Source organism: Xanthomonas sp., assembly GCF_017163755.1.
Taxonomy (GTDB): domain Bacteria; phylum Pseudomonadota; class Gammaproteobacteria; order Xanthomonadales; family Xanthomonadaceae; genus Xanthomonas_A.
Genome location: NZ_JAFIWC010000026.1, coordinates 1 through 24136, shown reverse-complemented (window position 1 = coordinate 24136; position 24136 = coordinate 1). Strand labels below are relative to the sequence as shown.

Below are 24136 nucleotides of genomic sequence, written 5' to 3'. Positions count from 1 at the left end.
TCTTAGCTGTACCTCTTCAGGGCAGTCCCTCGCCGGGACGGTCGGAGCCCGGAGACGGTTGTTCGCGGCTTCGTCGTGCGCGAACAGCGCCGTCCCTCTGAACGCCGCAACCCGACGCGAGGCCGCACGCCGCCGCACGCGCATCGCGACCTGCCACTCCCCTCGCGCAGCTGCCACATGCACCTACGAAATCGAAGGGCGCAGCGCCCGCACCGCGTCAGCGCGGCGCAGCCGCCGGCGCTTGGCCTGTGGCCGGCGCGGGGTCCTGGCGATGGATCACCTGTCCGCCCCGGATCGTCGCGGCGACATCGGCATAGGCCAGCGGATCGCGCAGCGGGTCGCCGTTCACCAGCACCAGGTCGGCATCGTAGCCGGCCGCGACGCGGCCCTTGCGCTGCGCATAGCCGAAGCGCTGCGCCGGCGCGGTGGTCAGCATCTCCAGCAGCGCGCGGCTGTCCACGCCCGCCGCGCCGAGCAGGCGGATCTCGCGCCGCGTATCGGCTTCGTCGATGAAGCCGACGTCGGTACCGAACAGTAGCGTGCCGCCGGCAGCGCGCAGCGCGCCGACCTGTTGCCGGGCCGCGGCGGCGAAGCGTTCGATCAGCGCCGGCGGCGCGCCTTCGCGGCCCAGCTCCAGCTCGAACAGCGCCAGCGTCGGCACCAATGCCACGTCCTCGCGCGCCAGCCGCTGCGCCAGGCCCTGCGGCCACGGCCCGGCGGCCGGGGTGGTATGCGCCAGCACGTCGACGCCCGACTGCAGCGCGATTTCGATGCCGCGCAGGTCGGTGGGATGGGCGAACACCGGCTTGCCGGCGGCATGCGTGGCTTCGACTACCGCCTGCGCGATCGGCACCGGCATCGGCCGCACGCCCTCGGCACCGCCGACGATCGCGCCGGCGAACAGCTTGCTGCCGTCGGCGCCTGCGCGCAGTTGCGCCTGCGCACGCTGCCGCGCGCTGTCCGGATCGGCCACCTCCGCGCTGGGCACCCGCTGCGCGGCGAGGAAATCGCGCACGTAGACCGGGGTGCCGTGTTCCGGATAGAACGGCGCGTCCACGGTCAGCAGCAGCGGCCCTTGCAGCTCGCCGGCGTCGATGCGGCGGCGCAGCGCCAGCGTGTTGTCCGGCAGGCCGGCCAGTTCGAACACGCTGGTGAACCCCCAGCGGGTCAGCTGCTGGCGCAACTGCGCCTGCGCCGCAGCGGCGGGCGCGCGTGCGGCGTCGAGCAGCGGCGGCGCGAGCAGGTGCACGTGGCTGTTCCAGAACCCGGCCAGCACGGTGCCGCCGCGGCCATCGATCCGCTCCACGTCCGCCGCCAGCGCGACCTGGTCGCGGCGCCCCACCTGCACGATGCGACCATCGCGCACCAGCACCATCGCATCGCGCAACGGTTCGGCCTGCGGCGATGCGATCACCGTCGCGCCGACTATCGCCAGCTCGCCGGCATGCAGGATCGGCGTCGCCAGCAGCAGCGCCAGGAACAGACAATGGATTCGCATCTCGCACCACGTTCGTTCGGGGAATGCCGAAAGTCTATGCCGCGCCGGCCGCGCCGCCACCGGCAAAGCATCATCGCCTGCGCATGACAAACGTCAGCCTTCACGCCCATGCGCACGACGCGCGGTGCGGTACGGCGCGATGCTCCACGTTGCCCGCGACATGCCGTTTGGCGCGTGCTGCGCAGCCGCTTCGTGCTCGGCCGCGCCAGCGACGATCCGCATCGCGATGCCGGCGACGCGATCGGCCTGGGCCTGATGCAGCACTGCTGCACCGCGTTCGCCTTCCTCGCGCGTTTCCTGCCGTCGCTGTACTACGGCGAACACGCCAACGGGGAAGCGGTACCGCTGCCGTGGTGAAGCGTGTCCGCATGGCGTAGCGCTCCAGTTGGAAGGCCGCCGCCGCGTATGGGCGAACCGCTCGCGACCGCATGTCTGGTCGGGCGGGCACGTCCACGCGTGCCGGCGCGGCATCTTCGTCATCGGAAGCAGCGCGCGGATGCGCCGACCCGAAGCGGACTTTGCCGTCGGCGGCGCGCCGCGCCGTCGAGCCAGCGCGACGGCGATACGGCGCGCCACGCGCATATCGGCCACCCGACGCGCCGCGACGCCAGCGCCTCGCGCCGGCCGCGTGGCGAAGCCGGCATGCGCTCCGATGTCGGCCTTCCACCGCGCGTGCCGGCGCCTAGGTGGGATCGATGCCCGGCTCCTGCGGCAGGCGCCGGCCGATGAAGTCGATGAACACGCGCAGCTTCGGCAGCATGTGCCGGGCCGACGGCCACAGCAGATGGAAGGTGCCGGTGGAATCGACGTAGTCGTCGAGCACCGTGCACAACGTGCCGGCATCCAGTTCCGCGCGTACCGAGTGCTCGGGCAGGAAGGCGATGCCGCAGCCGCGCAGCGCCAGGCTCAGCCGCGTCTCGATGTTGTTGCAGACCATCGACACCGGGATCTGCACGCCCTCGGCGGCCGCGCCCAGCGGCCATGCCTCCAGGCGCCCGCTGCTGCGGAAGCGGTAGTGCAGGCAATGATGCGAGACCAGTTCCGCCGGACGCTGCGGCGTGCCGCGGCGCTGCAGGTAGTCCGGCGAGGCGACCAGGCAGCGCCTGAAGCGGCCCAGGCGCCGCGACGCCAGACGCGAATCGTCCGGCTCGGCAACGCGCAGCACCGCATCGAAACCCTCCTCGATCACGTCCACCAGGCGGTCGTCGAAATCCAGGTCCAGCTGCACCTGCGGATAGGCGCGCATGAACTCGGCCAGCAGCGGCAGCAGCACGTTGTTGTTCATCGGCAGGCTGATCCGCAACCGTCCCTTCGGCGTCGCGGCATGGCTGCTCAGCTCGCTGCGTGCCGCTTCGGCCTCGGCCAGGATGCGCCGGCAACGCGCCAGGAACAGCTGGCCCTCCGCGGTCAGGGTCAGGCTGCGGGTGCTGCGGTGGAGCAGGCGTACGCCCAGCGACTGCTCCAGCCGCGACACGCTCTTGGCCATCGCCGAGGCGGACAGGCCCAGCGTGCGCCCGGCCTCGGCGAAACCGCCGCTTTCGACCACCTGTACGAAACCCCGCAAGCTGCCCAGACTGTCCATTGCATCGCCATTACGGACATTGATGTCCTTGTTGCCAGGAACTTTACCCGTCTTTTTCCGCAATCGGCACGCGCCCACGCTGTGACTCCCTCCTCCGCGAACTGCGTCCATGCCCACTTCCCCCACCGATGCCCCCGTGCCCGCGGCCCATGCGGCGCCGCTTTCGCCGCAGCAGGCCGCCCCGCTCGATGCCGCGATCGACGCCGCGCTGCGGCAGCACCGGCTGGTCGGCGCGGTGGTGCTGGTCGCCCACCGTGGCGCGTGCGTGTACCGCCGCGCCGCCGGCTGGGCCGACCGCGAGGCGCAGCGGCCGATGCGCGAGGACGCCACGTTCCGCCTGGCCTCGGTCAGCAAGCCGATCGTCGCGGCGGCGGCGCTGGCGCTGGTCGCGCAGGGCCGCCTGGCGCTGGATGCGCCGATCGCGCGCTGGCTGCCGTGGTTCCGTCCCGCGTTGGCCGACGGCCGGGTACCGGACATCAGCCTGCGCCAGCTGCTCAGCCACAGCGCCGGGCTCGGCTACCGCTTCCTCGAGCCTGCCGACGGCGCGCACGCGCGCGCCGGGGTGTCCGACGGCATGGACGACAGCGGCCTGAGCCTGGAGCAGAACCTGCGCCGCCTGGCCCAGGTGCCGCTGCAGTACGCGCCCGGCAGCGGCTGGGGCTATTCGCTGTCGATCGACGTCGCCGGCGCGGTGCTGGAGGCGGCGGCCGGCCAGCCGCTGCCGGCGCTGGTGCGCGAACTGGTGACCGCGCCGCTGGGCATGCACGCCACCGATTTCCACGCCGACGATCCCGCCCGCCTGGCGGTGCCCTACGTCGGCGGCGAACCGCAGCCGCATCGCCTTGGCGAAGGCGAGAGCGTGGCGCCGTTTCCCGACACCGCCGGCATCGTGTTCCATCCCTCGCGCGCGCTGGACCGCAACGCCTTCGCCTCCGCCGGCGCCGGCATGGTCGGCAGCGCCGGCGACGTGCTGCGCCTGCTCGAGGCGCTGCGCCGCGGCGGCGCGCCGCTGATGCCGGCCGCGCTGGCCGCGGAGATGGGCCGCGCGCAGGCCGGCGAGTTCGGCCCGCCGGACGGGCCGGGCTGGGGCTACGGCCTGGGCTTTGCGGTGCTGCGCGACCCGGCACCGACCGCGACCCCGGAAGCGCCCGGCACCTGGCGCTGGGGTGGCGCCTACGGGCACAGCTGGTTCGTCGACCCGGCGCGGCAGCTGAGCGTGGTGGCGCTGACCAACACCTTGTACGAAGGCATGTCCGGTACGTTCGTGGTCGAACTGCGCGATGCGGTCTACGCCAGCGTGCGCGGCGTGCCGGCATGAGCGGCGAACGCCTCGCGCCGTGCGCGGCCGCGCCCGACCCGGGCAGCGCGGTCGCCGCGCGGCGCCTGCCCTGGGCCGGACTGCTCGCGCTGGCCTGCGCCGGCTTCGTCACCATCCTCACCGAGGCGCTGCCGGCCGGCCTGCTGCCGGCGATGGCGGCCGGGCTGGGCGTGGGCGAGGCGTGGATCGGCCAGCTGGTCACGGTGTACGCGCTCGGTTCGCTGCTGGCGGCGATACCGCTCACCGCCGCCACCCGGCGCCACCGGCGGCGGCCGTTGCTGCTGTTCGCCATCGCCGGCTTCGCGGTGGCCAATACGGTCACCGCGTTGTCCGCCAGCTATGCGCTGATCCTGGCCGCGCGCCTGGTCGCGGGCGTCAGCGCCGGGCTGCTGTGGGCGCTGCTGGCCGGCTATGCCAGCCGGATGGTGGCGCCGGCGCAGCAGGGCCGCGCGATCGCGGTGGCGATGGTGGGCACGCCGCTGGCGCTGGCGCTGGGCGTGCCCGCCGGCACCTTGCTCGGGCAGCAGCTGGGCTGGCGCTGGACCTTCGGCGCGATGTCGCTGCTGAGCCTGGGCCTGCTCGGCTGGGCACGCGCCGCCCTGCCCGATTTCGCCGGCCAAGCCGCGAGCGCCGCACTGCCGCTGCGCCGCGTGCTGGCGCTGCCCGGCATCGCCCAGGTACTGGCGGTACTGCTGCTGTTCGTGCTCGCGCACAACCTGCTCTACACCTACGTGGCGCCGCTGCTGGCGCTGTCCACGGCCGCGTCCGCGGTGGACCGCTACCTGCTGCTGTTCGGCGTCGCCTCGCTGCTGGGCATCGTCGCGGTCGGGGTGTGGATCGACCGCTGGATGCGGCCGCTGTTGCTGGCGAGCATCGTCCTGTTCGCCCTGGCGGCGCTGGCGATGGCGCTGTGGCCGCGCGCGCCGGCGCTTCTGGCCGCGGCGCTGGCGACCTGGGGCCTGGCGTTCGGCGGCTGCGCCACGCTGTTCCAGACCGCGATCGCGCGCCGCGCCGGCGACGCCGCCGACCTGGCGCAGTCGCTGGTGGTCACCGGCTGGAACCTGGCGATCGCCGGCGGCGGCCTGCTCGGCGGCGCGCTGCTGCAGGGCTACGGCGCCGCCCACCTGCCGTGGGCGCCATTGGCGCTGCTGCTCCTGGCGTGGGCGATCGCGCAGCCGCGCCGCGGCTGGGCGGCTGACGCCAGCTGAGCGTCGTGGCGGGCCGGCGAGAACTGCGCCGGCCCGCGGGACCGTGTTCCCGGTCCCGTGACCGCGCAATCGGCTCCATGCGCAGGAGGCGATAGCGGGCGTTGCCGGGCTGCAACACGTCGCCGCTGAGGCGCTTATGCGCCGGCACGGTGGCGGAGCCGAAGCCGTCGCGCTGCCGGCGTGGCGACCGGCCATCCCGCCGCGGACAACGTCGGCACTGAGCTCTCCTGCAGGCTGCATCAGCCTGCCAACCGCGACTCCTGCGAGATCGACCCGCTGGCGCCTTTGCTATCGGTAGCGACGGTCGACGGCCGACGCCCGTCCGCGCACACGCAACGGCAGCCGCGCAGCGCCGGTTGCGCGGCGCGCGCATCCGTCGCATGCTCGGACCACTCCAGCGCAAGGATTGCCTGATGCGACGTTTCCCGTTGTGGTGCTGTCTCCTGCTCGCCGCCCATGCCGGCGCCCAGACGCCACCGGGCACTCCGCCGCGCACGCCGCCGGCCCATGGCTGCCTGGATGCGCGCCAGGTCGGCGAGTTGCACCAGGCCGACCCGCGCACCTTGGCCATCGCCACCACCCAGGGGCGCCATTTCCGCCTGCAGCTGGGCAGCGACTGCCCCGGCATCGAGCAGGACGCGACGGCGCAGCTGCTCGCCGCCGACGGCTGGCTGTGCGGGCAGCCGCGCGAATTCGTGCGGACTTCCGCGCAGCTGTGCCCGGTGGCGGCGGTGCAGCCGATCGCCGCGCGCGAATACGCGATGCTGGCGCGCGCCGGCGACCGCGACGACGTGGCGACGCTGGCGGCGGTGCAGGTGCAGGGCGAGCGCCGGCGCGGCTTCGGCGGTTCCTCCGCCTATTGCTTCAATCCGCGCCAGCTGCGCTCGTGGCACGAGGATGCGCAGGGCCTGGTGGTGGAAGTGGCCCCGCGCCGTTCCGGCGGCCATCGCTACTACCGGGTGGAGCTGGCGCAGCGCTGCTCCGAACTGGACGGCTCGCCGTCGATCCAGTTCGAGTCGGGCATGGGCCTGAACGCGATCTGCGGCAATCCGGGCGATCGCGTCGTCGCGCTCGACGAGATCGCCTTGGCCGCGAACGCGGCGAGCATGGGGCCGAACGCGGCGGGCGACATCGGCCCGCAACGCATGGGACGGCTGCCGCGCGGCAACGCCTGCCAGGTGGCGGCGGTCTATCCGCGCGACGACGACACGCGCTGAGCGCCGACATCATCGAGCCCGGCGCCGGCGCGCCGGCGGCCGCGCCGCGGCGTCAGGCCTTGCGCAGGAAACAGGTCTTCAGCACCAGGCCCTTGATCTTGTCCGAATGGCCTTCGATGTGGTCGGCGTCGTCCTCGACCAGGCGGATGCCGCGGATCACCGTGCCCTGCTTCAGCGGGATCGACGAGCCCTTGACCTTCAGGTCCTTGATCACCACCACCGTGTCGCCGGCGCTGAGCGCGTTGCCGTTGCTGTCGCGCACCACCACCGCGGCGCCGGCATCGCCGGCGGCGGCGGCCGGCCACTCGTAGCCGCAGTCGGCGCACACCCACGACGCGCCGTCGACATAGGTGTTGCGCAGGGTGCATTGCGGGCAGGCGGGTGCGGCGGACATGGGATTCCTTGATACGGCGACGACGAACGGGCCGCTATTGTAGCCGCGTGCCCCTTCCGCCCACGGCGCTGCGCCGGCGCGGTCGCCCGCTCCCGCATCGCAAGCCCCTCGCCCGCAGGCAGCCCCTCATGTCCAAGCCGTCCGGCTCCCGCCTCGCGATCTATGCCGCGCTCGCCGGCAACCTCGCCATCGCCGTGGCCAAGTTCGTCGCCGCGGCGGTTTCCGGCAGTTCGGCGATGCTCAGCGAAGGCGTGCATTCGCTGGTGGACACGATCAACGAACTGCTGCTGTTGTACGGCCTGCGCCGCGCGGCGCGCGCGCCCGACGCGGCGCATCCGCTGGGCTACGGACGCGAGCTGTACTTCTGGAGCTTCATCGTCGCCCTGCTGGTGTTCGCGCTCGGCGCCGGCGTGTCGCTGTACGAAGGCATCGCCCACATCCGCGCGCCCGAGCCGGCGAGCAGTCATACCCTGAACTACACCGTGCTGGGCATCTCGATGCTGTTCGAAGGCGCGTCGTGGTGGGTGTCGCTGCGAGAGTTCCGCAAGCGCAAGGGCAGCAAGGGCTATTTCCAGGCCTTCCGCGACAGCAAGGACCCGAGCCTGTTCACCGTGCTGCTGGAAGACAGCGCCGCGTTGGTCGGCCTGGCGATCGCGCTGGCCGGGCTGCTGGCGGCGCAATGGCTGCGGATGCCCGAACTCGATGGCGTCGCCTCGATCGGCATCGCCGCGGTCCTGGCCTGCTCGGCGTTCCTGCTGGCGCGCGAGACCAAGGGCCTGCTGATCGGCGAATCGGCCAGCCCGGCGCTGGACGCGGCGCTGCAGCGCATCGCACTGGCCGATCCGGACGTGCGCCAGGTCAACGGCGTGCTCAGCGTGCAGATGGGCCCGAACCAGGTGGTCGCCGCGCTCAGCGCCGAGTTCGAGGACGAGCGCCGCACGCCGCAGATCGAAGCGTGCATCCGCCGCATCGAGCGCGCCGCGCGCGCCGAGTATCCGCAGCTGCTGTCGCTGTTCGTCAAGCCGCAGACGCCGGAAGCCTGGCAGGCGCGGCGCGAGGTGTTGCGCAAGCCGCCGCAGGTGGCTCCATGAGCCGCGTTCAGCCTCGCCGCTTGCGGTGGCGCGCGGATTTTCTTAGGGTAGCCGGGCAGTACCCTCTCATCGCGCTGTGACGCTGCCGGCGTATCCACTTCCTTAATTCAAACGAGGTTTCCGATGGAGATCGCCAATGGTCTTGTCGCCACCATCCACTACACCCTGACCGACGATGCGGGCGAAATCATCGACAAATCGGCGCCGGACAATCCGCTGAGCTACCTGCACGGCGCCGGCAACATCGTGCCGGGCCTGGAGAAGGCGCTGACCGGCAAGCGCCCCGGCGAAAGCGTGCAGGCCGACGTGATCCCGGCCGAGGGCTACGGCCCGCGCCACGACCAGCTGGTGCAGCAGGTGCCGCGCAGCTCCTTCCCCGATGCCGACACGCTGGCGCCGGGCATGCAGTTCCAGGCGCAGACCGACCAGGGACCGCTGCTGGTCACCGTCACCGAGGTCGGCCAGGAGCAGGTCACCATCGACGGCAACCATCCGCTGGCCGGCCAGGTGCTGCATTTCGCGGTGGAAGTGGCCGGCGTGCGCGAAGCCACCGCGCAGGAGAAGAACCAGGGCCACGCCGGCGCGGCGCTGTAACGCAACCGCCCGGATGCGCGATCGCCACGAGGCCCGCCGCAGCGCGGGCCTCGTGCGTTTCGGGCCGCTGGCGCACGAAGTTGCGCCACGGCGCGGCTTGCCCCACAGTGCGCGACCCCGCCACGGCCCGCCCGCGACATGAGACTCGGCATCGATTTCGGCACCAGCAATTCCGCCGCCGCCGCGGTCGTCGATGGCCGCGTGGTGCCGGTCGGCTTCGGCGACCAGCAGCAGTTCCGCACCACGGTGTATTTCCCCGAGGTGATGCGCGATCCGTCCGACTTCGAACTGACCCCGGCGCTGGAGCGCCAGGTCGAAGAGCTGGCCGATGCCGGCCGCCGCGACGCGCTCGCCGCCGGCCGCGAGCGCAGCCGAGAGGAACTGCGCCGCGACGCGATCCGGGTGGTACGCAGGCAGTGGATGGAGACGCAGATGCGCGAGCCGCGCAGCTCCGCGGCGCTGCTGCACAACGCGGTGTACGGCGACGAGGCGCTGGACGCGTACTTCGTCGAAGGCGAAGGCAGCCTGGTGCAGAGTCCGAAGTCCATGCTCGGCTACAACCTGCACCCGCGCGCGCGGCAGACCATCACCGGCATCGCCAGCCATATCCTCGAACACATCCGCCTGACCGCCTCGCAGCAGCTGGGCGTGCAGATCCGCCACGCGCTGCTCGGGCGCCCGGTGCAGTTCCGCAGCTCGATCGGCGAGGCCGGCAACACGCAGGCGCTGGAGATCCTGCACAGCGCGGCGATCGCCGCCGGCTTCGACGACATCGCATTCCTCGAAGAACCCGCCGCCGCGGCGATGCACTACCACGCCGGCAGTACCGAACGCCACGACGTGGTGGTGGTGGACATCGGCGGCGGCACCACCGACATCGCCCACGCCAGCGTCGGCGGCAGCGCCGCGCCGCAGGTGCACCGCGCGTGGGGCATCGCCCGCGGCGGCACCGACGTCGACCTGGCGCTGAGCCTGGCCGGCTACATGCCGCTGTTCGGCCGCGGCCTCACCCGGGTGCCGGCGCACCACTACGTCGAGGCGGCGATGGTGCAGGACACCACGCGGCAGCGCGACTTCCGCCAGCACCGCTACGACGACGCGCCGGCGCCGTACGACGCGCGACTGCGCGCGCTGCAGGACACCGGCAACACCGCGCGCCTGTACCGCGCGGTGGAACGCAGCAAGATCCGGCTCAGCGACGCCGCGCTGCACGAGGAGCGCCTGGACTACATCGAACCCGGATTGCAGGTGCAGGTGCGCGACAGCGAACTGCGCCAGGCCGCGCGCACCTACCTCGATGCGCTGGCCGAACTGCTGGCGCAGGTCCGCGCCGACATCGGCCGCGAACCGTCGGCGCTGTTCCTGACCGGCGGCATGTCGCGCGCCGCCTATATCCAGCAAGTGGTCGCCGACGCGTTCCCGCAGGCACGGCGGGTGCATGGCGATCCGTCGTTCGGCGTGGTGCAGGGCCTGGCGCTGGCCGCCGCGCAGCACTGAGCGTCGCACTGGCCGGCTTTGCGGCCCGACGCCCGCGGTTGTAGCGGCAAGGGCATGCAGGACGGCGGTGCATGCACGATGCGCGCGCAACCGGCTGCGGCGAATGCGCGCCGAGTGCCAAGCGCAGTGCCGGACGGCGGGCGCATGCGCAGGCACCGTTCATACGCCAGCGCGGAGATAGGCGTAACATGCCCGGTTACGTTTCTACGCGCGTCTCGCCCGGCCGTTCCTGTCGCCGACTCGCTCCTCTTCTCGCGTCAGCCTCCGTCCCGTTTCGGGCCGGAACCACCGGGAGCGCCTGTGTCCGGCTACGCCACGCATATCCATACCCTCAGCCTGGGCGGGCAGGACTACCGAATCCGTTCGCTGGTCGACACCCAGCAGTTTTCCGATCCCGATGCGCTGGCCGAGCACGCCGGGATCTCGTCGGCGCAGTGGAGCCTGTTCGGCAACGTGTGGCCGGCCGGGCGCCTGCTGGCCGAGACCATGGCGCATCACGACATCGCCGGCAAGCGCATCCTGGAAATCGGCTGCGGCCTGGGCCTGGCCAGCCTGGTGCTGCGCCGCCGTGGCGCCGACATCGTCGCCAGCGACCGGCATCCGCTGACCGAAGTGTTCCTGGCCTACAACGCCGCGCTCAACGCGATGGACGCGGTGCCGTACCGGCGCCTGAACTGGGATCAGCCCAATGCTTCGCTCGGCCTGTTCGACGTGATCATCGGCAGCGACGTGCTGTACGAGCGCCAGCATCCGGCGATGCTCGGCAGCTTGCTTGCGCGGCATGCCGCCCCCACCTCGGAGGTGCTGATCACCGATCCGGGCCGCGGCAACAGCGGCGCGATGACGCAGGTGCTGGCGGCGCAGGGATACACGCTGAGCGAACAGCGCGAGATCAGCCTGAGCCCGGACGACGTGGCGCCGTTCCGCGGCCGCATGCTGCGCTACCGGCGCACCGCCGTGCTCGACGGCGTGGCCGCATGAGCGCGCAGCCGGTGGTTGCCGCCGCGCCGCGCGAGAAGGTGTCGTGCGATCGTTGCGATGCGATCTGCTGCCGCCTGACCGTGCTGCTGATGCCCGACGACCGCGTGCCCGAGCACCTCACCGACCACACCGCCGACGGCCTGCACGTGATGGCGCGCGACGAGGACGGCTGGTGCGTGGCGGTGGACAGCAAGCGCATGTGCTGCTCGATCTACGAACAGCGCCCGGCGATCTGCCGCAAGTTCACGATGGCCGGCCCGTATTGCCGCGACATCCGCCGCATCCACAACGATCAGTTGGCGCGCGGCATTCCCCTGACGATGTACTGACTCCAGGAGATTCACCATGGCACGTCCCACCAGCAAGACCCCGCCGCCTACCGCCAAGACCGCCCGCAGCGGCAGCGGCGACAAGGCACAGAAAGGCCTCAGCCGCGAGCGCATCGAAGCGGACATGGACGCGTTCCGCAAGGCCGGCGGCCGCGTCGAAGTGCTCGGCACCACCCGCGTGCTGAAGAAAGTCGACGAAGCCGAAGCCGGCTGATCCGTCCCGGCGCGCCGTGAACCGTTCACGGCGCCGCTACAGCCTTCGCCGCGCGGGCCGATAGATCTGGCCACGTCCCCCGCGGTGCAAGCGCCATGCTGTTGCGTACCCTTTTCGGCGACATAGGCCATCCCCAGCCATGCGTCAACTGCCATAACGGCGACGAGCTCGACTTCGCGGTGCGCATGGCGTTCCAGCCGATCGTCGATGCGCGCGACCGTTCGATCTACGCCTACGAAGCGCTGGTCCGCGGCGAGGACGGCGCCGGCGCGGCCAGCGTGCTCGCCCGGTTGCGGCCGGAGCAGCTGTACCGCTTCGACCAGACCTGCCGCGTGCAGGCCATCGCCACCGCCGCCGGCTTGGGCATGCGCACGCACCTGGCGATCAACTTCATTCCCAACGCGGTGTACGAGCCGGCGACCTGCATCCGGCTGACCCTGGCCGCGGCCGAGCGCTACGGCTTTCCCGCGCAGCGGCTGATCTTCGAGTTGAGCGAATCCGAGCGCATCCGCGACCTGCCCAAGGTCGTGCGCATCCTGCAGGACTACGCGCGGCGCGGCTTCCAGACCGCGATCGACGACTTCGGCGCCGGCCATTCGGGGCTGAACCTGCTGGCCGACTTCCAGCCGCACCTGGTCAAGCTGGACATGGCGCTGCTGCGCGGCATCGACGCCGATCCTGCGCGGCACACCATCGTCGCCGGCATCGTGGCGATGTGCCGCAGCCTGGGCAGCGTGGTGCTGGCCGAAGGCGTGGAGACGGCCGCCGAGTACCGCGCGCTGCGCGCGCTGGGCATCGACCTGTACCAGGGCTACCTGTTCGCGCGGCCGGCGCTGGAAGCGCTGCCCACGGTCGCCGACGCGTTGTGGGACGAACTGCAACAAGCCGCCTGAGCGCGCGCACCGGCCGCCGGACCGCGGCGGTTTTGCCGCCGCGTTAACGCGCGCGATGCTATCGCAGCGTCACCCGGATAGCGGAGTCGATCCATGCGCAGGTTCCCGTTTCCCTCCATCGCGTTGCCGGCCATCGCGCTCGCCGCGCTGCTGGCCCTTCCCGCCAGCGCCCACCACGGCTGGAGCTCGTACGACGCGCAGCGTCCGCTGCGGTTCTCCGCGCAGCTGCAGTCGGTGCAGTACCGCAACCCGCACGCCGAGGTCGAAGTGATGTACGAAGGCAAGCGCTGGAACGTGGTACTGGCGCCGATCGCGCGCCTGAGCGCGCGCGGCCTGAGCGAACAGCAGCTCACCGTGGGCAAGACCATCGACATCGAAGGCTATCCGCGCAGCGACGGCGCGCCCGAGCTGCGCGCCGAGCGCGTGACCGTGGACGGCAAGGTGATCGAGCTGCGCTGATCGGCGCGTCGCGATGGATATCGCCGCCCTCGCCGCGTGGCTGGAGCAGTCCGCGCTGGGCCAGACGATGCGCGGCGGCTGGGCCTATCCGCTGGCCAACGTGCTGCACCTGGCCGGGCTGGTGCTGCTGCTCGGGCCGATCCTGCTGCTCGACCTGCGCCTGCTCGGCTACGGCAAGCGTTTCCCGGCCGCCTCGGTGTCGCGCGCGCTGACGCCGTTCGCGGTCGCCGGCCTGCTGCTGTCCGTGCCCAGCGGTCTGGCGCTGTTCGCCGCCGATGCGCAGGCGCTGCTCGGCCACCGGCTGATGCAGCTGAAGCTGCTGGCGATCGCGCTGGCGCTGGGCAACGCGCTGCTGTTCCGGTTGCTGTTCGAGCGTCAGCTGATCGGCTGGGATCGCGCAGCACCGCTGGGCGGGCGGATCTGCGCGCTGCTGTCGCTGCTGCTGTGGCCGGCGGTGATGGTGGCCGGGCGCTGGATCGCCTACGCCTGAGCCGGCTGCGTCCGATGCAGGCGGATTGTCGGCATTCGGACAGGCCCGGCGCGCGCAGATAATGCGTGCCGGGCAATGAAACGGGGGTCCCGCTATGCGAACGCTGGCACAGCGCCGTCGCTGTGCCACGCAGGGGCGCCGGCGTCCCCAGCACCGCATCGCGCGGTCTGGCCCGCGCCTGCCGCTGCGCGCCATGCACGCGGCGCCAGCACGACAAGACGCGAAGACAGGGTGCACAGTCCTGACCGGCGGACCAGCCAGGCACCGACGGCAGGGCAAGCGACCACATATCGACGCTTCCGCCGCGCGCCGGCGCCGCGCGCGCGGCTGGCGTGGATGCAGTGCGTCCACGCCGGCCCACCCCTTGCCCGACGCGGCAGCGGTTGCGACCATCGCCGTCCCCCGCATGCAGAACCCGCCGATGGCCTCCCCGATCCACACCCTGTTGCCGCCCTGGGCCCACCGCTGGCTGGACCTGATCGTGCCGGCAACGGAGATCGCGCTGATCGTGCTCGGCGCCTGGCTGTTGCGCACGCTGCTGCGGCTGCTGATCCGGCGCCTCGGCGCGCGCTACACGTTCCCGTCGGAACTGGCGATCCTGGCGCGGCGCGGCACCGGCTTTGCGATCTACACCGCCGCGCTGCTGCTGATCCTGGACCGGCTCGGCGTGTCCGGCACGGTGCTGTGGACCGCCTTCACCGGCTTCGCCGCGGTCGCGGCGGTGGCGTTCTTCGCCGCCTGGAGCGTGCTGTCCAACATCTTCTGCGCGTTGCTGATCTTCACCACGCGGCCGTTCCGCCTGCACGACCACATCGAACTGCTGGAGAACGGCGACAAGCCCGGGCTGAAGGGCCAGGTGATCGACATCAACCTGATCTACACCACGCTGCGCGAACGCCACGACGGCGACGCCGAGACCGTGCTGCAGATTCCCAACAGCCTGTTCTTCCAGCGCAGCACGCGACGCTGGCGCGACCAGCCGGTGCCGGCCGGGTTGGGCTGAATCGCCGGCGGGCGCCGGCATGCGCACGTCCTAATAAGACACTGATCGCCGCGCCGGTATCGTAGGCCGCCGGCCGGACCCGCCGCCGCGGCCGCGGCGGTCTTCCCTCCCACGATCGAGGCTCCCATGGAACACCCCGTCCACCCGTTCGCCGAACTGTTCGCCCAACTCGGTCTGCCCAACGCAGAAAGCGACATCCGCCAGTTCATCGCCCGCCATTCGCCGCTGCCGGACGTGATGCGGCTGGAAGAGGCGCCGTTCTGGACGCCCGCGCAGGCGCAACTGCTGCGCGAGGAACGCCTGGACGACGCCGACTGGGCGATGGTGGTGGATCAGCTCAACATCGCCCTGCACGCGCGGCCGGTGCCGCCGGTGGCGGCCGCCGCCAACGACGACGCCTGAGCGGCGCCTGCCCGCAGCCGGCTCAACGCAGTTGGCTGTCCTTGCTGCCGCGGCGATTGTAGCCGCTGTGTTCCTGCTGCTCGCGGTCGTGCGCCTCCTGGCAGGCCACGCACATCCGCACGCCGGGCACGGCCTTGCGCCGTGCCTCGGGAATCGGCGCATCGCACTGCTCGCACTGGCTCAGGCTCGGCCCCTGCGGCAATTGGCTGCGCGCACGCTTGATCGCATCGTCGACGGTGGCATCGATCTGGTCCTGCACCGCGCCGTCGCCCGCCCATCCTGTCGCCATGACCGTCTCCGCGTTTGACCTTTTTGCATGATGCGGGCGTCCACCGGCATTGCAATGCCGCGCGGCTTCACATTGGCCAGTGGATTCAGCGACTTGAACGGAGCGTAGCGATGCGTTCGGCGGACTGCGCGATGCATGCCGCGTCGGGGCGCCCTGCGGCGGCATGCGCCAACGCCGGAGTCCCCAGGCTGCGTCCCTACCAGATCAGTCCCTACCAGATCAGGTCGTCCGGCACCTTGAAGCGGCTGTAGTACGCGTCGTCTTCGCCGTCGGCGCCTGGCGCCGCGTGGCTGGCATCGAACACGATCGCCTGCGGGTCGCGCGCCTGGATCTTCTCCACCACCGCGCGCGGCACCAGCGCATAGCCCGTGTCCAGCCGCGCGATCACCAGCGCACCGGCGATCAGCTGCGCGCGCAGCGCCGGGTTGACCTGCAGTTGCCTGATCTTGCCGGCGTCGCTGAAGTGGTAGTCGATCTCCCCTTCGGCCTTGACCTTGTGGCTGTCCACGATCTGCCGCACCTGCGCGCGCTGCTCCTGCGCGCGCGCCTGCGCATTGCGTTCGGCGGCCAGCGCGCGGTCGCGCTCGACCCGTTCCAGCCGCAGCCGTTCGGTCTCCAACTGCTCGGCGCTGGGCGACGGCGGCGCCTTGCCGTGGCGGGCCTTGGCCTGTTCGCGCGCGACCTGCGCCACCTGGCTCTTCTTGACCAGGCCGGCCTTGAGCAACTGTTCCTGCAATGGATTGCGCATCGGAGAAAACCTGAGCGGGGCTGACGTTCGGCTCGCATGATACCCGGCGCGCGGCCGCGGTTCCCGCCACCGGCGCGTGGCGCGCGCCGCGGCGCGGTATCGTGGCGGCATGCAACCGCTGAAATACCTGACCGGCTATCCGGAACCGCTGCTGGCCCAGGTCCGCGAACTGATCGCGCAGGGTCGCCTGGGCGAGTTCCTGCGCAAGCGCTATGGCCAGCCCCATGCGGTGCGCAACGACCGCCAGCTGTACGAGTACACGCTGGCGATGAAGGAGCGCTACCTGCGCAAGGCCGAACCGCTGCACAAGGTGGCCTACGACAACCGCCTGCAGGTGGTGAAGCACGCCCTGGGCACCCACACCGCCGTTTCGCGGGTACAGGGCAGCCGGCTCAAGGCCAGCCGCGAGATCCGCATCGCCAGCGTGTTCCGCGACGCGCCGGCGGAGTTCCTGAAGATGATCGTGGCGCACGAACTGGCGCACCTGAAGGAGAGCGAGCACAACAAGCCGTTCTACCAGTTGTGCGTGCACATGGCGCCGGACTACCACCAGCTGGAATTCGACCTGCGCCTGTACCTGACGCATCTGTCGCTCGGCGCCGCGGACGGCACGCAGGCGGACTGAGCGGCACGGCCGCGTACCGCCTCCGGCACACACCACGGCAGGCGACAGGGGTGTCGGCATTCCGTCCGCCGACACCTGCGATGCCACGCAGGTCCATGGCCGCGGCACGGTCGCCGCGCGCCGGCCGCAGCACGTACACTTCTCCGCCCCGCCGCAGAGTCCGCACATGTCCGCTCCCGTCCGTCTCGACAAGCACCTCGCCGCGCTGGTCCAGTGCTCGCGCAGCGAGGCGCAGCAGTACATCGAGGGCGGCTGGGTGCAGGTCGACGGCGAGATCGTGGAGACGCCGCAGACACCGGTGACCGCGACGCAGCAGGTGGAACTGCTGCCCGGCGCGCACCTGGGGGCGGTGGAACCGGCCACGTTGCTGCTGCACAAGCCCGCCGGCCTGGATACCGCGGCGGCGCTGGCGCTGGCCACGCCGGCCACGCACAGCAGCGGCGATGCGTTCCATACCCGCGTGCTCAAGCGCCATTTCCTGCGCCTGAGCGTGCCGATGCCGCTGGAAGCGCAGGCCAGCGGCCTGCTGGTGCTGAGCCAGGACGGCCGCGTGCTGCGCCGGCTCAACGAGGACTATGCGTCGATCGAGCAGGAGTTCGTGGTCGAGGTCGCCGGCGAGCTGCGCCCGTACGGCATGATCCGGCTGGCCCATGGCCTGGTCTACCAGCAACGCACGCTGCCGCCGTGCAAGGTCAGCTGGCAGAACGAGGACCGGCTGCGCTTCGCGATCAAGAACGTGCAACCGGGCCAGTTGCGCTACATGTGCGGCGAAGTCGGGCTGGACGTGGTCAGCGTGCGCCGGCTGCGCATCGGCCGCGTCCCGCTGGGCAAGCTGGCGCCGGGCGAATGGCGCTACCTGCCGGCCGGCGAGCGCTTCTGAACCTGGATGGCCGCCGCCGCGCGCGCACGGCGCGCCGCGGACGCGCATGGCCGCATGCGACGCCCAGCCTGCGATCGCGCGCGGCGCCGACACGCGCCGCGCCACCTGCGGTCACCGCTTCGCCAGCGCCCGCTCCACCGCCTGCTGCGCCAGCGGCGCCATCACCGCGTAGCCGGCGGCGGTGGGGTGCACGCCGTCGTAGGCCAGCGTCTGGTCCAGGCCGCCGTCGGCATTGCTCATCTTGCCGTGGTAGTCCAGGTACACCAGGCCGTGTTGCCGCGCGTACTGCTCGATCCACGCATTGAGCGCGCGGATCTTCGCCGCCGGCTGCAGGCCCGGGCGCCACGGATAGTCGCTGACCGGCAGCACCGACGCCAGCACCACGGCGATGCGATGGGCCTGCGCCAGTTCCACCATGGAGCTGAGGTTGTCTTCGATCATCGCCTGGGTCGACAGGCCGGTATTGCCGGCCAGGTCGTTGGTGCCGGCCAGGATCACCACCGCCGCCGGCTGCAGGTCGATTACGTCCTGGCGGAAACGCACCAGCATCTGCGCCGTGGTCTGCCCGGAAATGCCGCGGTTGACGTAGGGCTTGCCGGGGAAGAACGCGCTGCCCTGGCTGCGGCCCCACATGTCGGTGATCGAATCGCCGTAGAACACCACGCGTCGCTCGCCTGCCGCCGGCGGCGCCAGCGCCGCGTTGTCGGCGCGGTAGCGCGCCAGCTGCGCCCAGTCCAGCAGCCGCTGTTGCAGCGAGGCGACGTCCTTGGGTTCCAGCGCCTGCGGCGCGCGCGTATACAGCGGGTCCACCTTGCCTTGCAGCGCGCCATCATCGGGCGCAGCCGCGGGTGGGGCCGCCTGCGCTAGCGCGACAGTGGCCATGCCCAGGGACAGCGACAACACCGCGGCGACCGATAGCCGTTTCACGATTCCACCTCCACGCGTCGGAAAGCGCATCACCCTAATGCAAATCGCGACAGCGCGCGAAGTCCCGTCGCGCTGGCCGATGCCGGCGCAGCCCACGTCGGCGCTCGCCGCCGCTGCCGCGATGCAGGCGGCGCAGGACGGCGCAAAACATCGGCGCCATGCTGGCGCGCACCGCCCCGCGCTCAGTCGCTGGCCTGCGCCTGCCGCGGCAGCGTCGCCACGAAACGGGTGCCGTACTGCGCCGACGAGGTGACCTCGACGCGCCCGCCATGCGCACGCACGATCCGGTCGACGATGTACAGGCCCAATCCCAGGTTCGCCCCGGCGAGCTGCGGCGTGCCGTCGAGCGAGGCGGTGGTGGTCAGCGGCTCGAACAGCGAATCCAGCCTCTCCGCGGCGATCGGCGGTCCCATGTTGTGCACGGCCACGCCGACCTCTTCGGCCTGGGTGCCGGTCAGCGCGATCGTGATCGGCGCAGCGCCGTCGCCGTACTTCATCGCGTTGGTCAGCAGGTTCGCCACCACCCGGCGCAGGCGCATCGCGTCCCAGCTGCCATGCATGTCGCCGCTCACGCTCACCTGCACCGCGGGCTTGGGATAGATCGCGGCCATCTCGCCGACCACTTCGCGGACCAGCACGTCCAGCACGGCCGCTTCCGGGCGCACCGAATTGACCACGCCCAGGTTCTCGCCGGTGAACTCCATCAGGTCGTCGAGGATCGCCTTCATCTGCTGGGCGCTGCGCAGCAGCACCTGCGCCTGCGGCACCAGCCCCTCACCGCCGAGCATCAACTCGGCGCAGCTCATGATCGTCGACAGCGGCCCGCGCAGGTCGTGGCCCAACACGCCCATGAACAGGTGCCGGGTCTGGTCCATGCTTTCCATGAACGCGCGCAGCGAATCGGCCAGGATCTGGTCCAGCGCCTCGTTGAAGCGGGTCATGTCCGGCAGGTCCTGCGGTCCCGGCGTGTGCCCGGACTGCTTCCACAGGCGCAGCACGCTGGCGCGCAGCGCACGGAATTCGGACACCAGCTGCACCATGCCGAAGCCGTGCTGCGCGCGCTGCCTGGCGTGCAGGCTGGCGGCGCCTTCGGCCTGGAACGTCTCCGGCCCGGCATCGAGCGAGCGCAGCCGCTGCTGCGCCGCGCTCAGCGGCGCGCGCATGTCCTCGACGATCTCGGCGAGCAGCTGCGCGGCATGGTCGCGCAGCTGGTAGGCGCTCATCGCCTCGCCTTCCTCGCCACGCGTGCGCGCAAAGGCCACCCAGTCGCGGCACAGCGGCTCGATGTTGGCTTCGATGAAATCGGCCAGGTTCATGCCAGCGCCCTGGCGCATGCACCGCAATGCAGCGCCGACGGCGCGCGCCGGATCGCCCCTTCGCTGCCGCCCTGCCTTGCGCCGGCGCACGCGCCGCCAGCGCGCAGGCACCACGTCGGCGCCCCACCCCATTCCCGGCACAGCCCCGGCATCGCAGCGTCTCCCCAGCGTCAATGCAGCAGCTTAAGGGTTTGCCGCCGCCGGGTGCACAAACATCGCCGCCGCGCGCGGGGCGGCGCCGCCGCCGGCACCCTAACCTTTTTGTAAGTACCTGACATTCAAGGAATTCGCCCCCTACCATGGGCACCGGAACGCCGGGGGGACCGCACCCATGAAGGACGACCCATGAACAGGCAATACGCTCATCGGCTACATTCCCGCCCCTGGTGGTCGCTGCTTCCCGCACTGGCGCTCAGCGCGCTGGCGTCGGCGCAACCGTCCGCCGACGCCCTGCGCTTCGGCTACGGCTTCGACGCCGGCATACCGTTCGCCACCCGCACCGCCTGGGAGAACGCGGGCGGCGGCTACCTCAACAGCCGCAGCGCGCCGGCCGAATGGCGGATCACGCCGCTCAACGCGCCGAAGCTGAGGACCGCCTGGACCTTCACCACCCGCGGCGACGTATCCGCCACGCCGACCGTGCAGGGCTCGGCGCTGTACGTACCGGACTGGGCCGGGCAGCTGTACCGCATCGACACCGACCTGGGCACGGCGGTGTGGCAGGTCAAGCTGTCCGACTACACCGGCAATGCCAACTCGCTGTCGCGCAACAGCCCGGCGATCGCCAAGGACCGGCTGCTGCTCGGCGACCAGGCCAGCGGCACCGTGATCGCGGTCGACAAGAGGAGCGGCAAGCTGCTGTGGAAGACCCTGGTCGAGGCCAACCCGCAGGCGCGCATCACCTCCTCGCCGGTGGTCTACGGCGACCGCGTCTACGTGGGCGTGTCCTCCGGCGACTGGGCCGGCGCGACGCCGGGCTACCGGTTCTCGTTCCGCGGCAGCGTCGCCGCGCTCGACCTGAAGACCGGCAAAGTGCTGTGGACCTTCCGCACCGCGCCCGAGGGCTATACCGGCGCCTCGGTGTGGGGGACGCTGGCGATCGACCCGCTGAAGCGGCGCGTCTACGCCACCACCGGCAACAACTACTCGGTTCCGCTCGACGTGGCCAGCTGCGTCAAGAACGCCAACGGCGACAAGGACGCGCAGCTGGCATGCATGGCGCCGGACAACTACGTCGACTCGGTGCTGGCCCTGGACATGCGCACCGGCAAGCCGGTGTGGACGCGCCGCCTGCAGGGCGCCGACGCGTGGTCGCTGTCGTGCCTGATCGCGCCGACCGCCGGCGTCTGCCAGGACCCGCAGGGCCCGGACTACGACTTCAGCGGCGGCGGCGCCAACCTGTTCACCGTGATGCGCAACGGCAGGCCGCAGTCGCTGGTCGGCGCCGGGCAGAAGAGCGGCATCTACTGGGCGCTGGACGCCGACAGCGGCAAGACCGTGTGGTCCACCCAGGTCGGGCCCGGCGGCACCACCGGCGGCATCGAGTGGGGCTCGTCGTTCGATCCGTCCAGGTCGCGGGTCTACGTTGCGATCAACAACAGCAGCAACACCAGCTACACCCTCGCCCCGGGCAATACCGAAACCTGGAACGCCGGTTCGTGGGCGGCGCTGGACGCCGGCACCGGCAAGGTCCTGTGGCAGGTGAAGGTGCCCGGGGTCAACCCCGTCAGGCCAGGGGTCGGCGCCGGCGGGCAGGGACCGGTGGCGTCCTCGCCCGGCCTGGTCTACGCCGGCTCGATGTCCGGCGCGATGGTCGCGCTGAACGCCGACACCGGCGCGACGCTGTGGAACTTCAACGCCGGCGGTTCGGTGGCCAGTGCGCCGTCGATCGTCGACGGCGCGTTGTACTGGGGCGCCGGCTACAGCCGCTTCAACTTCGGCACCGGCGTGCACAAGCTGTACAAGTTCGTTCCCCGGTAAGCGCGCGAAGCCGCCGAGTGATGTCGTATCGCCCCTCCCGCCTCGGCGGGAGGGGCATTCCACGATACCCGCTGCGCGTGCCGCACGGCCCCGGCAACCGGCTGAAGAAGGTCTGCGTTCGCCTCTCGCACCGCGACCTCCGATCCGTCATTTCCTTCACCCACCGGGCGGCCGCTTCGGCCTTCGGCAGGTGCGGCCAAGCGTCGCGTCCACCGGCCATGCACGCCGCGCAGCCGCCCTGCATGGCATGCCGACCGCAGGCGCCTCTCGAACGGTCGAGCAGGCGCTCGGCGTTGATCGTAGGCCAGGCGCGTCGCTGTCGCATCGCCTCCGCGCATGCACGCATCCTCTCGATCGGCCCTCGCGACGCCGCGCCGCGTTGCGGCGTTACCGATACCGGCGCGCCGCACAGCGCATCGCCTCATGGCCTCATGGCCATTCCACAGCACGCGATGCGATACGCCACCGGGTATTCGCGCATGCACGCCGACGGCACGCGCTTGTCCACGAATTCGACCGTCTAGCGCGAACTGGCGCACGACTTCACCCACGTGCATTTGCGTAGGCTCGGACTGCGCCACGGACGCTGGTGCACGCATCGTCCGGACCCTTGCCGGATGGATCCCGTTGTTCCCAGACAGAAGGAACGTTCATGAACCGCAAGAACGCGCTGTATCTTGCCCTGCTGGCCAGCATCTCCCCCGGTGCGATGGCCGCCATTCCCCCCGCTGCCGAAATGGACTCGGCGCCCGTCGAAGCCAGGCCCGATGCCACCGCGCTCGGCGCCGCCGAACTGCGCAGCGCCCGGCTGGGCGGCCGCAGTGCCCCGCGCCTGATCGATCTGGCCGCGCCGAGCGCCGACCAGGCCGCGAAGATGAAGCGGTTGCGTGGCGAACAGGTCAAGCAGGGCCTGCCGTTGCAGATCGGTTTCTCCCGCGACATCGCCAGCCCGGCGGTCAATCTGCGCCGCCTGAGCTGGCAGCCGCTGCCCAGCGGCGCGCAGGTGACCAGCTTCGAAATCGCCTCGGCCGGGGCCTCGGCGCTGCGCGCGGCGATCCAGCTCAGCGGCGCCGGCGCGCAGCCGGGCGATCCGTCGCAGGCGGTGCTGCGCTTCGCCGGCGACGACGGGCGCGTGTTCGAGCAGCGCGGTACCGACTTCGCCGGCGCCGAGCCCGGCTGGTCGGCCGCGGTGTCGGGTTCGACCTTGCTGGTGGAGATCGAGTTGCCGGCCGGGCAGTATCCGCAGGGCTTCGCACTGAGGATTCCGCAGATCTCGCATCTGGACATCAACCCGGTGGCCAGCGAGGAAATGATGCGGCCGATGATCGGCGAGAGTGATGCGTGCGAGCGCGACATCGTCTGCCGGACGAACCCCAGCAGCGGCTTCACCTCGGCGGCCAAGTCGGTGGCGCGCATGGTGTTCAGCACCAGCGCCGGCTCGTACCTGTGCACCGGCACCCTGCTCAACAACAGCCATTCGCCGAAGAAGTACCTGTTCTGGACCGCCGCGCACTGCATCAGCACGCAGACCGTGGCCAACACCCTGCAGACCTACTGGTTCTACGACGCGACCAGCTGCAACGGCTCGACGGTGAATTCGGCGTACACCACGCTCACCGGCGGCGCCTACCTGCGCCATGCCAACACCACCCGCGACACCTCGCTGCTGGAACTGAAGACCGCCCCGCCCAGCGGCGCGTTCTACGCCGGCTGGAACAGCGCGGCGATCGGCTCCACCGGTACCGCGATCGAGGGCATCCACCACCCGGCCGGCGACGTGAAGAAGTACTCGCTCGGCAGCGTCACCGGCCTGTCCACCTCGATCGACGGCAAGTCGCCGCTGTACCGCGTGGTCTGGACCAGCGGCGTCACCGAGGGCGGGTCCTCCGGCTCGGGCCTGTTCACCGTCAACAGCTCCGGCGCCTACCAGTTGCGCGGCGGCCTGTACGGCGGCTACTCGTACTGCTCCGCACCCAGCGATCCGGACTACTACTCGCGCTTCTCCGACGTGTACTCGAGCATCCAGACCTACCTGAGCCCGTAACCGGCGCCGATGCGCCGCGGCGGCGGCGCGTTCTCGAGGCCATGCACTGCGCATGGCCTCTTTGTGAACGAACTCCGCCCGGCGCAGGGGCGAGCGATCCGCGACCGTTGCAGGCCCAAGCCAGGCCATCGCTGCCGCGCGTCCCCCACGACCGCCC

General features: G+C 71.3%; 26 protein-coding genes. 19 read left to right on the top strand and 7 right to left on the bottom strand.

Features of this window, described 5'->3' with window-relative positions; translation table 11 throughout:
- Window positions 1–217 precede the first annotated feature (217 nt).
- Complete coding sequence (locus JR065_RS16725) at window positions 218–1498, bottom strand: amidohydrolase family protein (protein ID WP_241093696.1); 1281 nt, start codon at window positions 1496–1498, stop codon at window positions 218–220.
- Between the two features lie 174 nt (window positions 1499–1672).
- On the opposite strand from JR065_RS16725, the gene JR065_RS16720 reads away from it, so the two are divergent.
- Complete coding sequence (locus tag JR065_RS16720) at window positions 1673–1855, top strand: hypothetical protein (RefSeq protein ID WP_241093695.1); 183 nt, start codon at window positions 1673–1675, stop codon at window positions 1853–1855.
- A 325-nt stretch (window positions 1856–2180) separates the two neighbouring features.
- On the opposite strand, the gene JR065_RS16715 is transcribed toward JR065_RS16720, so the two are convergent.
- Entirely contained in the window at window positions 2181–3080 is a 900-nt protein-coding gene (locus JR065_RS16715; RefSeq protein ID WP_206235439.1) for a LysR family transcriptional regulator, read from the bottom strand.
- A gap of 109 nt (window positions 3081–3189) precedes the next feature.
- Here JR065_RS16715 and JR065_RS16710 point away from each other — a divergent pair, with 109 nt between their 5' ends.
- The 3 genes from JR065_RS16710 to JR065_RS16700 all read left to right on the top strand — a co-directional run bounded on the left by JR065_RS16710 (window position 3190) and on the right by JR065_RS16700 (window position 6823).
- A complete protein-coding gene (locus JR065_RS16710) occupies window positions 3190–4398 on the top strand; it encodes a serine hydrolase domain-containing protein (RefSeq protein WP_206235438.1) in 1209 nt (402 codons plus the stop codon).
- A complete protein-coding gene (locus JR065_RS16705) occupies window positions 4395–5606 on the top strand; it encodes an MFS transporter (protein WP_206235437.1) in 1212 nt (403 codons plus the stop codon). The genes JR065_RS16710 and JR065_RS16705 overlap by 4 nt, the downstream gene beginning before the upstream one ends.
- A gap of 413 nt (window positions 5607–6019) precedes the next feature.
- Window positions 6020–6823 (top strand): hypothetical protein, encoded by an 804-nt coding sequence (locus tag JR065_RS16700; protein ID WP_206235436.1) that lies wholly within the window; start codon window positions 6020–6022, stop codon window positions 6821–6823.
- A 52-nt stretch (window positions 6824–6875) separates the two neighbouring features.
- Here JR065_RS16700 and JR065_RS16695 read toward each other — a convergent pair whose 3' ends face one another.
- Window positions 6876–7217 (bottom strand): zinc ribbon domain-containing protein YjdM, encoded by a 342-nt coding sequence (locus tag JR065_RS16695; protein WP_206235435.1) that lies wholly within the window; start codon window positions 7215–7217, stop codon window positions 6876–6878.
- 128 nt (window positions 7218–7345) lie between these two features.
- On the opposite strand from JR065_RS16695, the gene JR065_RS16690 reads away from it, so the two are divergent.
- The 11 genes from JR065_RS16690 to JR065_RS16640 all read left to right on the top strand — a co-directional run bounded on the left by JR065_RS16690 (window position 7346) and on the right by JR065_RS16640 (window position 15170).
- Window positions 7346–8308 carry a cation diffusion facilitator family transporter gene (locus tag JR065_RS16690; protein WP_206235434.1) on the top strand — a complete coding sequence of 321 codons (963 nt, stop codon included), beginning with the start codon at window positions 7346–7348 and terminating at the stop codon, window positions 8306–8308.
- 123 nt (window positions 8309–8431) lie between these two features.
- Window positions 8432–8902, top strand: a complete 471-nt coding sequence (locus JR065_RS16685; protein ID WP_206235433.1) for an FKBP-type peptidyl-prolyl cis-trans isomerase — start codon at window positions 8432–8434, stop codon at window positions 8900–8902.
- 138 nt (window positions 8903–9040) lie between these two features.
- A complete protein-coding gene (locus JR065_RS16680) occupies window positions 9041–10399 on the top strand; it encodes an Hsp70 family protein (protein ID WP_206235432.1) in 1359 nt (452 codons plus the stop codon).
- A gap of 300 nt (window positions 10400–10699) precedes the next feature.
- On the top strand, window positions 10700–11380 hold the full coding sequence (locus JR065_RS16675) for a methyltransferase domain-containing protein (protein ID WP_206235431.1): 681 nt from the start codon (window positions 10700–10702) through the stop codon (window positions 11378–11380).
- The gene (locus tag JR065_RS16670; RefSeq protein ID WP_206235430.1) at window positions 11377–11709 is read left to right on the top strand and encodes a YkgJ family cysteine cluster protein; all 333 of its coding nucleotides are present in this window, start codon (window positions 11377–11379) and stop codon (window positions 11707–11709) included. Before JR065_RS16675 ends, JR065_RS16670 begins: the two co-directional genes overlap by 4 nt.
- Window positions 11710–11725: 16 nt before the next feature.
- Window positions 11726–11923: a hypothetical protein gene (locus JR065_RS16665; protein WP_206235429.1), complete on the top strand. Its 198-nt coding sequence runs from the start codon at window positions 11726–11728 to the stop codon at window positions 11921–11923.
- Window positions 11924–12018: 95 nt separating this feature from the next.
- Window positions 12019–12816: an EAL domain-containing protein gene (locus JR065_RS16660; protein WP_206235428.1), complete on the top strand. Its 798-nt coding sequence runs from the start codon at window positions 12019–12021 to the stop codon at window positions 12814–12816.
- Window positions 12817–12909: 93 nt separating this feature from the next.
- Window positions 12910–13275 (top strand): DUF6152 family protein, encoded by a 366-nt coding sequence (locus JR065_RS16655; RefSeq protein ID WP_206235427.1) that lies wholly within the window; start codon window positions 12910–12912, stop codon window positions 13273–13275.
- Between the two features lie 13 nt (window positions 13276–13288).
- Window positions 13289–13765, top strand: coding sequence for a DUF6644 family protein (locus JR065_RS16650; protein ID WP_206235426.1), 477 nt, complete (start codon window positions 13289–13291; stop codon window positions 13763–13765).
- A gap of 406 nt (window positions 13766–14171) precedes the next feature.
- Entirely contained in the window at window positions 14172–14768 is a 597-nt protein-coding gene (locus tag JR065_RS16645) for a mechanosensitive ion channel family protein (protein WP_206235425.1), read from the top strand.
- A gap of 126 nt (window positions 14769–14894) precedes the next feature.
- Entirely contained in the window at window positions 14895–15170 is a 276-nt protein-coding gene (locus tag JR065_RS16640) for a DUF2789 domain-containing protein (protein WP_206235424.1), read from the top strand.
- Window positions 15171–15192: 22 nt separating this feature from the next.
- On the opposite strand, the gene JR065_RS16635 is transcribed toward JR065_RS16640, so the two are convergent.
- A complete protein-coding gene (locus tag JR065_RS16635) occupies window positions 15193–15459 on the bottom strand; it encodes a DksA/TraR family C4-type zinc finger protein (RefSeq protein ID WP_206235423.1) in 267 nt (88 codons plus the stop codon).
- Between the two features lie 211 nt (window positions 15460–15670).
- The gene (locus JR065_RS16630; protein ID WP_206235422.1) at window positions 15671–16207 is read right to left on the bottom strand and encodes a DUF2058 domain-containing protein; all 537 of its coding nucleotides are present in this window, start codon (window positions 16205–16207) and stop codon (window positions 15671–15673) included.
- A 109-nt stretch (window positions 16208–16316) separates the two neighbouring features.
- Here JR065_RS16630 and JR065_RS16625 point away from each other — a divergent pair, with 109 nt between their 5' ends.
- Both JR065_RS16625 and JR065_RS16620 read left to right on the top strand, forming a co-directional pair.
- Window positions 16317–16832, top strand: a complete 516-nt coding sequence (locus JR065_RS16625) for a YgjP-like metallopeptidase domain-containing protein (protein WP_206235421.1) — start codon at window positions 16317–16319, stop codon at window positions 16830–16832.
- A gap of 166 nt (window positions 16833–16998) precedes the next feature.
- Window positions 16999–17712 (top strand): rRNA pseudouridine synthase, encoded by a 714-nt coding sequence (locus tag JR065_RS16620; protein WP_206235420.1) that lies wholly within the window; start codon window positions 16999–17001, stop codon window positions 17710–17712.
- 111 nt (window positions 17713–17823) lie between these two features.
- On the opposite strand, the gene JR065_RS16615 is transcribed toward JR065_RS16620, so the two are convergent.
- Together JR065_RS16615 and JR065_RS16610 are read right to left on the bottom strand one after the other, a co-directional pair.
- Window positions 17824–18594 carry an SGNH/GDSL hydrolase family protein gene (locus JR065_RS16615; RefSeq protein ID WP_206235488.1) on the bottom strand — a complete coding sequence of 257 codons (771 nt, stop codon included), beginning with the start codon at window positions 18592–18594 and terminating at the stop codon, window positions 17824–17826.
- Between the two features lie 227 nt (window positions 18595–18821).
- Window positions 18822–19973: a sensor histidine kinase gene (locus JR065_RS16610; protein ID WP_241093694.1), complete on the bottom strand. Its 1152-nt coding sequence runs from the start codon at window positions 19971–19973 to the stop codon at window positions 18822–18824.
- 327 nt (window positions 19974–20300) lie between these two features.
- Between JR065_RS16610 and JR065_RS16605 the strand changes: the two genes are divergently transcribed.
- Both JR065_RS16605 and JR065_RS16600 read left to right on the top strand, forming a co-directional pair.
- Window positions 20301–21935 (top strand): PQQ-binding-like beta-propeller repeat protein, encoded by a 1635-nt coding sequence (locus JR065_RS16605; RefSeq protein WP_206235419.1) that lies wholly within the window; start codon window positions 20301–20303, stop codon window positions 21933–21935.
- A gap of 652 nt (window positions 21936–22587) precedes the next feature.
- Window positions 22588–23979 (top strand): trypsin-like serine peptidase, encoded by a 1392-nt coding sequence (locus tag JR065_RS16600; RefSeq protein WP_206235418.1) that lies wholly within the window; start codon window positions 22588–22590, stop codon window positions 23977–23979.
- Window positions 23980–24136 lie beyond the last annotated feature (157 nt).

Coding starts and splice junctions, on each gene's coding strand:
- JR065_RS16725 (WP_241093696.1), bottom strand. CDS start 1,498: ATGCGAATCCATTGTCTGTTCCTGGCGCTGCTGCTGGCGACGCCGATC.
- JR065_RS16715 (WP_206235439.1), bottom strand. CDS start 3,080: ATGGACAGTCTGGGCAGCTTGCGGGGTTTCGTACAGGTGGTCGAAAGC.
- JR065_RS16710 (WP_206235438.1), top strand. CDS start 3,190: ATGCCCACTTCCCCCACCGATGCCCCCGTGCCCGCGGCCCATGCGGCG.
- JR065_RS16705 (WP_206235437.1), top strand. CDS start 4,395: ATGAGCGGCGAACGCCTCGCGCCGTGCGCGGCCGCGCCCGACCCGGGC.
- JR065_RS16700 (WP_206235436.1), top strand. CDS start 6,020: ATGCGACGTTTCCCGTTGTGGTGCTGTCTCCTGCTCGCCGCCCATGCC.
- JR065_RS16695 (WP_206235435.1), bottom strand. CDS start 7,217: ATGTCCGCCGCACCCGCCTGCCCGCAATGCACCCTGCGCAACACCTAT.
- JR065_RS16690 (WP_206235434.1), top strand. CDS start 7,346: ATGTCCAAGCCGTCCGGCTCCCGCCTCGCGATCTATGCCGCGCTCGCC.
- JR065_RS16685 (WP_206235433.1), top strand. CDS start 8,432: ATGGAGATCGCCAATGGTCTTGTCGCCACCATCCACTACACCCTGACC.
- JR065_RS16680 (WP_206235432.1), top strand. CDS start 9,041: ATGAGACTCGGCATCGATTTCGGCACCAGCAATTCCGCCGCCGCCGCG.
- JR065_RS16670 (WP_206235430.1), top strand. CDS start 11,377: ATGAGCGCGCAGCCGGTGGTTGCCGCCGCGCCGCGCGAGAAGGTGTCG.
- JR065_RS16665 (WP_206235429.1), top strand. CDS start 11,726: ATGGCACGTCCCACCAGCAAGACCCCGCCGCCTACCGCCAAGACCGCC.
- JR065_RS16660 (WP_206235428.1), top strand. CDS start 12,019: ATGCTGTTGCGTACCCTTTTCGGCGACATAGGCCATCCCCAGCCATGC.
- JR065_RS16655 (WP_206235427.1), top strand. CDS start 12,910: ATGCGCAGGTTCCCGTTTCCCTCCATCGCGTTGCCGGCCATCGCGCTC.
- JR065_RS16650 (WP_206235426.1), top strand. CDS start 13,289: ATGGATATCGCCGCCCTCGCCGCGTGGCTGGAGCAGTCCGCGCTGGGC.
- JR065_RS16645 (WP_206235425.1), top strand. CDS start 14,172: ATGCAGAACCCGCCGATGGCCTCCCCGATCCACACCCTGTTGCCGCCC.
- JR065_RS16640 (WP_206235424.1), top strand. CDS start 14,895: ATGGAACACCCCGTCCACCCGTTCGCCGAACTGTTCGCCCAACTCGGT.
- JR065_RS16635 (WP_206235423.1), bottom strand. CDS start 15,459: ATGGCGACAGGATGGGCGGGCGACGGCGCGGTGCAGGACCAGATCGAT.
- JR065_RS16630 (WP_206235422.1), bottom strand. CDS start 16,207: ATGCGCAATCCATTGCAGGAACAGTTGCTCAAGGCCGGCCTGGTCAAG.
- JR065_RS16625 (WP_206235421.1), top strand. CDS start 16,317: ATGCAACCGCTGAAATACCTGACCGGCTATCCGGAACCGCTGCTGGCC.
- JR065_RS16620 (WP_206235420.1), top strand. CDS start 16,999: ATGTCCGCTCCCGTCCGTCTCGACAAGCACCTCGCCGCGCTGGTCCAG.
- JR065_RS16615 (WP_206235488.1), bottom strand. CDS start 18,594: ATGGCCACTGTCGCGCTAGCGCAGGCGGCCCCACCCGCGGCTGCGCCC.
- JR065_RS16610 (WP_241093694.1), bottom strand. CDS start 19,973: ATGCGCCAGGGCGCTGGCATGAACCTGGCCGATTTCATCGAAGCCAAC.
- JR065_RS16605 (WP_206235419.1), top strand. CDS start 20,301: ATGAACAGGCAATACGCTCATCGGCTACATTCCCGCCCCTGGTGGTCG.
- JR065_RS16600 (WP_206235418.1), top strand. CDS start 22,588: ATGAACCGCAAGAACGCGCTGTATCTTGCCCTGCTGGCCAGCATCTCC.